This is a genomic window from Ruegeria sp. AF5 (assembly GCF_056541905.1).
In genome coordinates this window covers 139343-151511 of record NZ_JBQFYZ010000005.1, presented here as the reverse complement: position 1 = coordinate 151511, position 12169 = coordinate 139343, and the positions used below count along the sequence as shown (strand labels likewise).

Genomic DNA, 12169 nt, shown 5'->3' with positions numbered 1-12169 from the left:
GAAGACGTCAATCGCTGCAAACGCATGAGAGCCGGTAGGCATCCAAGGGCACGGCACTCTGGAGGACGGGCCAGGATCAAAACTAGGCACCAAGGCCTCCGAGGTTGCATCTCAAGGCAAGTGAACGGCCCACCACCCACTATTTAATTTCCAACGCCCACTGTGAATTCATAAAGCGAATAGTCAGACATGTGAAGACTGACAGGGCCCTTGGCGGTTGAGCGCGGCTACCCACCCGCATGACAAGCATATATACAGACACCAGCGCAGCAATTCCTGCGCGGGAGAAACCGATATAATGAAACTTACACGCATTGAAATCTTCAATTTTCGCAAGTTGCGGCGCGCCCGTCTGGACCTTTCGGACAAGCAGACGCTGCTCGTCGGGGCCAACAACAGCGGCAAGACATCGGCCATGAAGGCGCTGCGCAAATTCCTCAAGGATTGCGGCGGTATCGACTCGCGTGATGTTACAGCCTCCAACTGGGCCGCGATCGAACAAACCGCTAGCGCCTGGACACAGGAGGCTGAGGCGGATCTCAGCCCGCTCCTGGCTCAGCTTCCGTTCCTCGACGTCTGGCTCCATGCTGACACGTCAGAATTGCACCATGTCGCGCATTTGATCCCAACACTTACCTGGACTGGCGGTCTGCTGGGCGTGCGCCTGCGCATGGAGCCAAAGAAGGGGGCGGACATCAAGGCGCAGTACCTGGCTGCGCGAGAGGCCGCTCAGACGCTACGACCCGGCGGCGCAACGGCCGACGGCTTCGCGCTTTGGCCACGCGACTTTCGGGAATTTCTGGACAAGCGCCTGAAGGACCTGTTCGAGCTCAACGCCCATATTTTGGACCCTGCGAGCTTCACCACGACAGGGCCGGTGGAGCCAAATCCCCTGCCGCCCTTGTCGGAGGGGATCGGTGCGAACCCATTTGCTGGCCTCATCCACATTCGTGAGATCAACGCGCAACGCGGTTTCGCAGATGCAGGAGACAGTAAGGGCGACGACGATGAGCCGAGGAACGCAACCAGCCGGAAGATCGCCAGCCAGATACAGCCTTATTTTCGCAAACATATCGACCCCGAAACAGACCCCACGCCGAACGACATCAAAGCGCTCAAAGCCATCCATGATGCCGAAACCACCTTCAATGCCCGTCTCAAGGATGGTTTCGCCGATGCCATCAAGGAACTGGAAAATCTTGGCTACCCCGGCGGACTTAACAATCCGAAACTCTCCATTGCCACGCAGATCAAACCCGTTGACGGACTCGATCACCCGGCGGCCGTGCAATACGATATCTCTGGCAACGCATCTGGGGTGAAACTGCCTGAAAGCTACAACGGCTTGGGCTTCCAGAACCTGATCTCCATGGTTTTTCAGCTCATGCGTTTCCGGGATGACTGGATGCAGGTGGGCAAGTTCAAATCACAGGTGGTGACCCCGGACGACAGGGGCATCGAACCCCTGCAACTGGTGCTGATTGAGGAGCCGGAGGCGCATCTGCATGTTCAGGTGCAGCAGGTCTTCATGGCTAGGGCACATAAGGTGCTGCGCAACCATGAGGATCTGGAGAGGGAGGACTCGGCTTTTACCACGCAACTGGTGGTGAGCACCCATTCGGGCCACATTGCGCACGCCGCTGCGTTTGATGAGTTGCGCTATTTCAAGCGCGAGCTACCCGGTAACGGAGTTGTGCCTACGGCCAGTGTGGCGAATATGACGGGGCTCTTTGGCGCGGACACACAAACCCGTCGCTTCGTGACGCGCTATCTGCTGAGCACACATTTTGACCTGTTCTTCGCCGACGCCATCATCGTGATCGAGGGCGCCGCGGAGCGGATTCTGCTGCCGCATCTGATCCAGCATCACTACCCTGACCTGGCTGCGGCCTATCTATCCTTCCTAGAGCTGGGGGGCAGCCACGCGCACCGCATGCGTCCCTTGATCGAGGCACTGGAGGTGCCGACGCTGATCATCACCGATCTCGATGCCGTGGCGAAGGTCGACAAAGACGGAAAGACTGTCTCGCAATCGGCCCGACCACGCTCGGGAGCGGCTCAAATCACCGTGAACCACGTGCTGAAAACCTGGCTCCCCGGAATCGTGGAGATCGATACGCTAATGGCCGCGCCGCCGAATACGCTCTGTCATACCGATGCCACCCGCCCAATCGCCGTCGCCTACCAGACCCCGCAAGAGGTGACGCAGGGTGCGCAGACCCAAGCCATCACGCCCATCACGTTTGAGGATGCTCTTGTTCTGGCCAATGCGGAGACCGTGACGGACGCAGCAAAGGCAGGGTTCGCTTGCCGCATGACTCGTGCTTTTGCGAAATCCATCACCGCAGAGCCCACGCCTGAGGACCTTGCCACGGCGCTCTTTGATCGATTGGCAAAATATCCGGAGAAGGCCGCCTTTGCCCTGGATCTTCTATACATCGAAGACATCAAAGTGTTGCGCGCGCCCCCCTATATCGAGAAGGGCTTGATCTGGCTCGCCGACACACTGACGGGCGGGGAGGGCGCGGCGTGACAGACGTGACCGACGACAACCGCGATGCTGACGCTGACGCGACGATCCGCGCGTGCCTGTCCCTCGATAAGCCACGCAGCTTCTTTCTCTTTGCCGGGGCGGGATCTGGAAAGACGCGATCTCTCAAGGAGGCACTTGAGGGATTGGACGCACAGACCCTGACCACCTTGCGCAAACACAGCCGCAAGATTGCCGTCATCACCTATACTAACGCCGCCGCAGATGAGATCACACGCCGCGTCAAGGCCGATCCGGTGTTTCAGGTGCAGACTATCCACAGTTTCGCCTGGTCGCTGATCGAGGGGCGCACAGCTGATATTCGGGGCTGGCTAGAAAGCAACCTGCGGACAGAAATTGCCAAGATCCAGGCAGCCCATGCGAAGGGCCGGGCGGGCAACGCCCATGACGAACGCGTCAGGAAGATGGCCTCCAAGACAAAGCGGCTGGAGCGCCTGGCCGAGATCCGCACCTTCACCTACGCGCCAGAAGGGGACAATTTCGGCCGCGATGCGCTTCAACATACCGAGGTAATTGCGCTCGCCGCGCATTTCCTGACCGAAAGCGAGACGTTTCAGAACATCGTTCTGGCGCGCTACCCGTTCATCCTGATCGACGAGAGTCAGGACACGATGAAACCGTTGATGGAGGCGCTTTTGACCTTCGAAGCGCGCCATCGCGGCCGCATCGTCTTGGGGTTGCTCGGGGACACGATGCAGCGCATTTACACCGATGGTTTGCGCGATCTCGACAAACGGGTGGGGGATTTCGCGCAACCGGCCAAACAGATGAACCACCGCAGTCGCGCGCGGATCGTGGACCTGGCGAATGCGATCCGGCGCGACGATGATGGCCGCCAGCAGCGGGCGCGCGCAGACAAGCCGGGGGGCACCGTGCGTGTCTTTCTTGCGCCAAGCGAGGGCACGGATCGCGCAGCCTTCGAAGCCTCCGCCCGAGCGGAAATGGCCCGCATCACCGGAGATTCCGCGTGGCAGAACGCGGAGGCGATCAAGACCCTCACGATTGAGCGTCACATGGCCGCCGCGCGTCTTGGTTTCAGTGAGCTGTTTGAGCCCCTGAGCAAACCCGACAAGCTCAAGGACGGGTTTCGCGACGGTACCTTGCCCGCGATGCGGCTTTTCACCCACCGGGTCTTGCCTTTGGTGACGGCACAACGGAATGGGGATGCCTTTGCCGCGATGGCAGTGCTGCGCGACGGCTCACCGCTGGTCGACAAGCGAGATATCCGGGCAGGGCGCGCGGGCCAAGCCACTGGCCTCGACGTGGCACGGGCAGGCGTCGCGGCGCTGAAGGCGCTGTTTGAGGGCGAACGGGATCCGAGTTGTGCCGAAGTGTTAGCGGTCGTGGCCGAGCACCGGCTGTTCCCGATTCCCGACCAGCTTCGGCCCTGTTTGCCGGACGGCAGTCCCGTGGCTCAGGACATGGCCGACATCCTTGCCGAGCTTGGTTCCTTCTTTGACGAGCTGGACCAGACCGCGTCCAAGGCCACACCAGCCACCGACACCACTATCACCAAGGCTTGGACGCTGGCGCTTGGTGCCCCGTTTTCCCAGGTGGCGCGCTACCTCGCCTATGTTGAAGACCGCAGCCCCTATGGCACCCACCAAGGGGTCAAGGGGCTCGAATTTGCCCGGGTCATGGTGATCGCCGATGACGCCCACACGCGCTTCAAGGGGCTTGCTTCCTACGAGACACTGTTCGAGGTGAAGCCCCTTGGGTCAACCGCGCAGAAGAAAGCAGACAACGGTGAGGAAACCACGATCGAGCGCACACGCCGCTTGCTCTATGTCACTTGCACCCGTGCTGAAGAGAGCCTCGCGCTTGTGCTCTATTCCGAGGCCCCCGACACGATCCGCACGTTCCTGAGCTCCAACGGATGGACGGCCGAGGACGAGGTCGTGATGGCTGCGGCCGACGGAACCTATCAGGAAGCTTCAGTGCAACGCTGAACCAGTTCTGTAGTGACCGCTTTGGGCTAACAGGATTCAGAATTGCCAAGCAAAGCGTCTACAAATCTAGGGACACCTCATTGCACCCATCGTGCTTCTTGCGCTTTCTATGGTTTGTACCCATCTTCGGTGTATGGACCTAATATACCCAATAAATTTCGTCGGCCACGATGAGTGGATAGACAGTGGATACGAACCCAAACTGGCGCATGGCGACGTCGTCACTCGCGACGGTGAAGTTCTCGGAAGCTGGCGAGTCGTAGATTACGACTCCAAAGACGAATATTCGAGTGGGCGCTTTGAGTTCATCTTGAACGGGGCAAGTGCGGTGAAATTCTCTGAGGATTTTGCGATGCTCGATGTCCGGACCAGCCGTGGGTTCACGTTATCAAACCTGACAAGAGCAATCCGTGCATGGCACCAAAATGAACAGCAATGAGAATTGGCCCACGTTTGCTTGCCTTGGTTGGGGGTCATTGATCTGGGAGCCTGGAGGCCTGCCCATTTCGCACGAATGGCACGGAGACGGACCAGACCTGCCGCTTGAATTCGCGCGAAAATCAAAGGATGGCCGCATGACACTTATTGTGTGTAAGCAGGGTACTCTGTGTTCGACACTTTGGAACACTTTGTCATCTACATCGCTAGATGAAGCGCGCGAGGCACTTGCCGAGCGCGAAGGCCTTCCAAGTACTAAGAATGCAGCATTTTGGACTGGTTCTGGCTCATCTGGTCACCATGGTGCGGAGCTTGTTGGGGCTTGGGCGAATAAACGTGGCTTCGCGGGCGTCGTATGGACTGGTCTTCCCCCAAAATCACCAGTCACGGATCAGAACGACGACCGTCCGTCAATTGAGGATGTCATCTCGCATCTTCGCGGTCTCAAGGGAAACTCTGCGGTTCGGGCCGAAGAGTACGTTCGCAGAGCTCCAAACCAGATTTCGACTTCATACCGAGCTCGCATTATCGAAGAGTTCGGTTGGAACTGACTGATCCATCGTAGAATTCCAAACCAAGGTCGGCTCTAAAGACGCTGCAATGCCGCATCGGTTGGCAAGGCCAATGTCCTCAATTGGTCGTTCATGAAATTGCGAGCCGGTGACGGGCAGGTACGAAAGGCGGCGAGAACTGTTCTACGGATCATTCATCGCTTGTGTGGGCGGGTTGTGTGCCAATGGGCTGGCGCCTCGCTGACAGGCTGGGTTCAGGGGCGCAGCGCCTGATCGACATTTTGCGGGTGGGTGCGTCAGCAGCCGGGCCCCGCAAAATAATATTCGGTCACCAATACTTAGCGAGAACCACGAAGTTGGATCATGATGGATCAACTTAGGTCATTTTCCCGACCCCGATATCAGTCTGACGTGAAACGAAACACAGCCTTGGATTGTGGCGGGTCAGACACCGCATTCTGGGGGACTAGCGCGGCAACACCAAGCGCACGGTCGAGATCTCGCCGCGCTGAGGCTTCGATGTCGCGCCACGCTGGGGTTGCTTCAATTGTCCCCGCCAGAGTGTCAGGCCGTGAGGGCCAGCCGAACATCCGCTGCGCCGTGCGGGCGATCCGGTCTGCCAGTTCTTCCCACCGGAACCAGCGGGGTATCGCGGCGGCCAACCGGCTGGTCCAGTCCGTCACCATTGCCAGCATGTCGCGAAACCTCTCCGAAAGGCTGACACCCGGAGAGTCTGCGCTCAACGCATCGAGCCCCTCAAGAATGATCGGATCGACGCAGGCATGAAGTGCCGCGTTTTCATCGGCGTTTCGGGCCGGATAGCCACGCGGGTCTGTCCGGCGATCCAGACGCGCCAGCAGACGTTCATCTGTTTCTGCGACAGCAAGTGCGCTGATCAAACCTTCCGCTGCCAACCTCTGCCCAAGTTCAGCTTCTTGCAGCCACTGCGCAGCCGAGCGCTGTGAAGCGGCCAGCTCGCGTGCTTCGGCCTGCTCGGCCCGATCGTTGGCTGACGTCGCGCGTCGTTCTGCTTTTTCCGCATCCTTCAGGAGTGCGATACGGTTCTGCTCAGCCTTCCAGGTTGTCCTGTCTAGGCGGCGGCGCTTTGGCCCGGTGCGGGCCTGCCCGTGTTTTGATCCGACCTCGCTGTGATAGCGATCCTGCCAAGTGCTCATCACCCTCCGATAAGATCGCGATGGCGATCCTGACCAGCGATTCCTTATGTGCTCGTCCTGGGCAACGTGCCCTTCATGGCACAGCTTTGAATTCATGCGCGGGTTGGCGTCTGAGATCAGGGGCAAGGCGAGAATATGCAGGTGCGGATGAGACTCATCGCGGTGTTCGACGATCGTCATGACTTCGAGGCTGTTCGCCTCTGCATCGCGCTTGGCGAAGGCAATCACGGCTTCGCGCCACGCCTGATATTCTTCATTATCCGCGTCTTCGACGGTATCGGGATAGCTGAACACCGATGCCACCAGAACGTGCGTATCGACACGGATCCCGCGCAGTTCGGCCTTCTGGTCGGGGCATTGCTTGCGCAATTTTCTTAAGACCCGGTTCTGCTCGGCCACGCGTGCCTCGATCATGCCAATCAGGTCGCGCGGCTGCATCCCTTCTAGGATGCCGGGAGGCTGAGGGCATGGAACATACGGACAAGCACCCTCCAGCCGCTCAAGCTCTTCGATGATCGAGCGAACGGACCTGCTCTTGGAATTACCTTTCTGGCTGTAGGTTTGCTTATGGGCGAAGATAGATTTTCCCGTTACTGGCGGCACGTCAGTCATGGCACCCACCTTTGGCGAAAGCGATCAGTTCACCCAGCAGCCGGTCAAGAACGGCACTTTGGCGTGCTTCGCTCCGCACCATGCTGATGAACGCCGCAGCAGTATCCCTCACCCGGCATTTATCAGAGCGCCCAGCATTGTGATCGGCCACCAAAAGGCACAGAGCTGCCCTCGATCCGCCCAAAATCTCGCACTGGCGCTGCCAGATACCCTGCGCGATACCGATCTGACAGCCGCGCTCCCGCGCCGCCAGCTTAAGGCTTCGCCATGTTGCTGATCCCCCTGGCTCACCCATCGCGTAAAACTCAATAAGCTCACGAAACTCCAGGCCAGCCAGTCGCAAAGCAAGCGCGGGGCTGACGCGCACCGGCCGCGCTTCGCACTGCTTCTCAGCCCTACAGGTTTTATTGATATTTTCTTTACTTGTATTGGGTGGGGGTGAAATGTCGCACTGGTGGGGCTTTTCACCCCTACGGACTTCCGCAGAAAAATCTTCCCAGACCTCTTCCAAGGCTTCGGCCACCTGCTTCAGGCGCTCGAAGCTCTGAATGGTAGACGGGCGGCGGTTCGGCAGGATTTCTTCAGCGGCCTTTATTGCACCCTCGAAGCACAGCCTGCGAATGTCTCCGAACAGCTTTTTGATCCGGGCGCGCAGCCGTTCGGCCTCCTCCTCTTCAAAGGTCGCCATTCGAGCCGCCGCCTGAATCTCGGCGGCACGCGCAATCAGGGGCGCGAGGTTGATCCCGAATTCGTGGCCGATCCTGCCATCTCTTCGGGAGCCTACGCGGCGACTGTGATCGGAAGCTGATTTCGCCAGAAAGCCCCGCTCAATTAAACTAGCCTCGATCCGTGCGACCTGCCGCCGGTCAAGCCCGGCCTGCGATGCGGTTTTCGTTATCGAAATCCAGAAACCGCAAATCCGGCCACCAACGTAATCTTCATCCATTATGTTGGAGATCGCGACCTTCAGATAGGCGATTGCGCCCTTGCTGAGTCCGAGCTGCCGCCGGGCTCTCTCGATCAATCCAAAGAACTGCCAGCGCGTCATGCCCTCCGGGAGGCCACCATGCGTAAGATGCTGCGTCATGACAGCACCTCTTTTCTGGACGGCATCTCTCTGGTGATGCTATAAGCGTCGGGAAAGTCGGATACTTTCACATGCACTTTGACCCCGGTTTCGGTTGCCGCCGAGCCGGGGTTTTCATTTGGGCTGCACCTGGCCGCAGCAGCGTGAAGAGCGGATATCTGTACAGGTTTTGTACAGACGAAGCCCGGATTCCGTCCGAAATGGACCGGAAAATCATGCAAACTGCTGCATGAAGCTCCAAGGTTAATCCGGCAGTCATTTGATTTTAAATAAGAATTTGGTGACCCCGGCAGGATTCGAACCTGCAACCTGCCCCTTAGGAGGGGGCTGCTCTATCCAGTTGAGCCACGGGGCCGTGCCAGGCTCTCTGTAACCGGGATTTTCCGGGTTGTCATCGCCTTTGCACAATTGTTGTACACACTGACCTGTTCACGCTACCATCGGACAAAACAACAACGCAGGTGCCTCCCGTGAACAGTGAAACCAAACGCCCGCTTACCCTTCGTGATGTGTCCGAGGCTTCCGGAGTATCCGAGATGACGGTAAGCCGGGTTCTGCGTAACCGGGGGGATGTGTCTGACGCCACCCGCACCCGCGTTCTGGCCGCCGCCAAAGAGCTTGGCTATGTCCCCAACAAGATCGCGGGCGCATTGGCGTCCAGTCGGGTTAATCTGATCGCGGTGATCATCCCTTCGCTTTCGAACATGGTCTTCCCCGAGGTGATGACGGGCATCAACCAGGTGTTGGAAGACACCGAATTGCAACCCGTGGTCGGGGTAACCGATTATCTGCCCGAGAAAGAGGAAAAAGTGCTGTACGAGATGCTCTCGTGGCGGCCCTCTGGCGTGATCATTGCGGGGCTTGAACATACCGAAGCTGCGCGCGCCATGCTGGATTCGGCGGGTATTCCAGTGGTCGAGATCATGGACACGGATGGCAAGCCGGTGGATGCGATGGTGGGGATCTCACACCGCCGCGCGGGGCGCGAAATGGCGCAGGCAATCCTGAAGGCCGGATATCAGCATATCGGTTTCATGGGTACCAAGATGCCACTGGATCACCGCGCACGGAAGCGGTTCGAAGGCTTTACCGAAGTTCTTGGCAAACACGGGATCGAGATCGAGGATCGCGAGTTCTACTCCGGTGGATCGGCCCTGGCCAAGGGGCGCGAAATGACCCAGGCTATGCTGGAACGCTCGCCCGAGCTGGATTTTCTGTATTACTCGAACGATATGATCGGGGCCGGTGGTCTGCTGTACCTGTTGGAACAGGGTATCGATATTCCGGGACAGATCGGCCTGGCAGGCTTTAACAATGTCGAGCTTTTGCAGGGCCTGCCCCGAAAACTCGCGACGATGGATGCCTGTCGTCTGGAAATCGGCCGTCAAGCTGCCCAGATCATCGCCGAACGTCTGGAAAATCCTGATACCGAGATCGAGACACGCGTTACTCTGACCCCCACGATCAGCTATGGTGACACGCTGAAACGGCGATGAACACACCCCTGAAAAGGCTCGACAACCGGACGGCACGGGCGATCTTCATGGACCGCCACGCTTTGGGCGAACAACCCTCGGGTTCAGGCAAAGGTGTCGCGCTTCTGGATCTGATCCAACGGCTTGGGTTTGTTCAGCTTGACAGCATCAACACCGTTGCCCGTGCCCATGACATGATCCTGTTCTCGCGCAGGCCCGCCTATCGCAGCGCCAATCTTAAAAGGCTCTATGAAAGGGACAATGCGCTTTTCGAGCATTGGACGCATGACGCGGCGGTCATTCCGATGGAGTTCTATCAGCATTGGCATCTGCGCTTTCAGCGGGATGCGGATATGTTGAAGGCGCGGTGGAAGAACTGGCGGCGGGATGGGTTCGTACAGCAGTTTGACACAGTCCTGCAACACATCCGCGACCATGGTGCGGTGTCGTCCTCGGATGTTGGCAAGGATGAAAAGAAGGGCTCGGGCGGATGGTGGGACTGGCACCCATCGAAAACCGCGTTGGAGTATCTGTGGCGCTCGGGTGCCCTGACCGTCGTCGGTCGGGATGGGTTCCAGAAACGCTATGATCTGACAGAGCGCGTGATTGAAACACAGCTCTGCCCCGGAAACACGCCCTGTGATGCCGAAGCGACCGTGGATTGGCTGTGCAACGCCGCATTGGACCGGCTTGGATTTGCAACATCCGGAGAGTTGGCGGCTTTCTGGGACACCGTCAGCGCGGCTGAGGCAAAAGACTGGTGCGCGGCGTCTCTGGAAAGTGGCGATATTGAAGAAATCGAGGTCACCTGTGCCGATGGGCGCTTGCGCAAGGCATTCGCACGCCCAAATCTGACGACCGAAGTACCGCAGCCGCCAGGCCGCATTCGCGTGCTCAGCCCGTTTGATCCCATGCTGCGCGACCGCAACCGGACCGAGCGGCTGTTCGGCTTTCACTACCGCATCGAGGTTTTCGTCCCCGAGGCCAAACGAACCTATGGATACTACGTTTTTCCGCTGCTTGAGGGCGACCGTATGATTGGCCGTATCGATATGAAGGCCCACCGCGATCGTGACCTGCTGCATGTCAAAGCGCTCTGGCCCGAGCGCGGGGTGCGCTGGTCAGATGCCCGTACCCTACGCCTGAACGCCGAGCTGGACCGGGTGCGGCGACTGGCCGGTGTGGAACATGTGACTTTCGCCAAGGACTGGCTGAAAGACCCTAAATAGGGTCTATTCTGCGTCGGACAGGGACAATTTGATCGGTTCCAGCCCATCAATCTCACCTGTCAGAACATCCCCTGCAACGACTGGACCAACGCCAGCCGGCGTACCGGTCAGGATCAGGTCACCGGGGCGCAGGTGGTAAAAGCCGGACAGGTGCATGACAATCTCGTCGATCTTCCAGATCAGCTCCTCCAGGGTCGCGTTCTGGCGCAACTCTCCGTTTACGCTTAGCCGAATGCGCTTGTCATCTTCCGGGGTCCAGTCGGCAGATGGTGTCAACGGGGCAAAGACCGCTCCGTTTTCGACGTCCTTTCCCAGATCCCAGGGCCGCTGCTTGTTGCGCTCGCGGATTTGCAGATCACGGCGCGTCATATCCAGGGCGCAGCCATAGGCAAAAATGGCATCCCACGCCTGCGCACTGGTGGCGCGAAACACGGGTTTTCCAATGGCCAATGCCAATTCCATCTCATGGTGGTAATTCTCGGTCCCAGCGGGATAAGGAACCGTCGCACCTGAGAGTACGGCGTTCGGGGCGGATTTAGTGAAATAGAAAGGTGCCTCGCGATCCACCTCATTCCCCATTTCTGCAGCATGGGCTGCATAATTTCGACCAACGCAGAAGATCCGTCCAATGGGATATCCGGCCGCCGCGCCGACAACGGGGATGGTGATCGGGTCCGGAAGCGAAAACAGGCTGTTTGGCATGATAATCCCTGAAGGTTGCGTAGCTGCCATATTACGTCTGCCAGACCCTCCAGCAAGCCCGGAAAACACGCTGTATTTCGCCAATCTCGAAGTGGTGTTTCAGCGTGAAACGGCTCAATTCTGACCTGATTGACTGACGCCGTGTCAAAAATTGGTTTCATCAGTTTTTATGGTCTCACCAGTACACAAACAGGTCGAAACAACTCTTGGCTCAGTCAAAAGCCGGGCAAAATCCTCAGGTAGTCAGGACCGCTCCGATTTCGGTGCGGTGCCAAAATTCAGAACAGCAGCTTTGGTAAAGCATTTCACCAAAGTGACGTCGGCAAACCATAGGCTGACCCATTTAACGGTCGGCAACTGCCTAAATCAGTTTCGGAGAGTATAGGTGCAAGGCCCCTCCCCCAAGGGCCGAAAGACCCTGTTCAGAGCCACATTATAG

Annotated in this window: 7 protein-coding genes and 1 tRNA gene; 4 read left to right on the top strand and 4 right to left on the bottom strand. The window is 58.4% G+C overall.

The features are described from left to right. Positions 1-298 precede the first annotated feature (298 nt). Positions 299-2533 (top strand): ATP-dependent nuclease, encoded by a 2235-nt coding sequence (locus ACR0DS_RS10250; RefSeq protein WP_480482398.1) that lies wholly within the window; start codon positions 299-301, stop codon positions 2531-2533. Further along, a complete protein-coding gene (locus tag ACR0DS_RS10245; protein ID WP_480559255.1) occupies positions 2530-4500 on the top strand; it encodes a UvrD-helicase domain-containing protein in 1971 nt (656 codons plus the stop codon). The genes ACR0DS_RS10250 and ACR0DS_RS10245 overlap by 4 nt, the downstream gene beginning before the upstream one ends. Before the next feature lie 1351 nt (positions 4501-5851). On the opposite strand, the gene ACR0DS_RS10240 is transcribed toward ACR0DS_RS10245, so the two are convergent. The 3 genes from ACR0DS_RS10240 to ACR0DS_RS10230 form a co-directional block, all read right to left on the bottom strand. Further along, positions 5852-7237: a plasmid recombination protein gene (locus ACR0DS_RS10240; protein ID WP_480482402.1), complete on the bottom strand. Its 1386-nt coding sequence runs from the start codon at positions 7235-7237 to the stop codon at positions 5852-5854. Next, positions 7230-8324, bottom strand: a complete 1095-nt coding sequence (locus ACR0DS_RS10235; RefSeq protein ID WP_480559253.1) for a helix-turn-helix domain-containing protein — start codon at positions 8322-8324, stop codon at positions 7230-7232. Before ACR0DS_RS10235 ends, ACR0DS_RS10240 begins: the two co-directional genes overlap by 8 nt. Before the next feature lie 278 nt (positions 8325-8602). Continuing rightward, positions 8603-8679 (bottom strand) — tRNA-Arg (locus tag ACR0DS_RS10230). A 115-nt stretch (positions 8680-8794) separates the two neighbouring features. Between ACR0DS_RS10230 and ACR0DS_RS10225 the strand changes: the two genes are divergently transcribed. Both ACR0DS_RS10225 and ACR0DS_RS10220 read left to right on the top strand, forming a co-directional pair. Then, positions 8795-9820, top strand: a complete 1026-nt coding sequence (locus ACR0DS_RS10225; RefSeq protein WP_267366879.1) for a LacI family DNA-binding transcriptional regulator — start codon at positions 8795-8797, stop codon at positions 9818-9820. Beyond that, positions 9817-11028: a winged helix-turn-helix domain-containing protein gene (locus tag ACR0DS_RS10220; protein ID WP_480559251.1), complete on the top strand. Its 1212-nt coding sequence runs from the start codon at positions 9817-9819 to the stop codon at positions 11026-11028. The genes ACR0DS_RS10225 and ACR0DS_RS10220 overlap by 4 nt, the downstream gene beginning before the upstream one ends. Positions 11029-11031: 3 nt before the next feature. Here ACR0DS_RS10220 and ACR0DS_RS10215 read toward each other — a convergent pair whose 3' ends face one another. Then, positions 11032-11730 carry a fumarylacetoacetate hydrolase family protein gene (locus ACR0DS_RS10215; RefSeq protein ID WP_480559249.1) on the bottom strand — a complete coding sequence of 233 codons (699 nt, stop codon included), beginning with the start codon at positions 11728-11730 and terminating at the stop codon, positions 11032-11034. Between the last annotated feature and the right edge of the window lie 439 nt (positions 11731-12169).

Bases quoted from the DNA above. Each gene is read 5' to 3' on its own strand.
- ACR0DS_RS10250 (WP_480482398.1), top strand. From the start codon at position 299: ATGAAACTTACACGCATTGAAATCTTCAATTTTCGCAAGTTGCGGCGC.
- ACR0DS_RS10240 (WP_480482402.1), bottom strand. From the start codon at position 7,237: ATGACTGACGTGCCGCCAGTAACGGGAAAATCTATCTTCGCCCATAAG.
- ACR0DS_RS10235 (WP_480559253.1), bottom strand. From the start codon at position 8,324: ATGACGCAGCATCTTACGCATGGTGGCCTCCCGGAGGGCATGACGCGC.
- ACR0DS_RS10220 (WP_480559251.1), top strand. From the start codon at position 9,817: ATGAACACACCCCTGAAAAGGCTCGACAACCGGACGGCACGGGCGATC.
- ACR0DS_RS10215 (WP_480559249.1), bottom strand. From the start codon at position 11,730: ATGCCAAACAGCCTGTTTTCGCTTCCGGACCCGATCACCATCCCCGTT.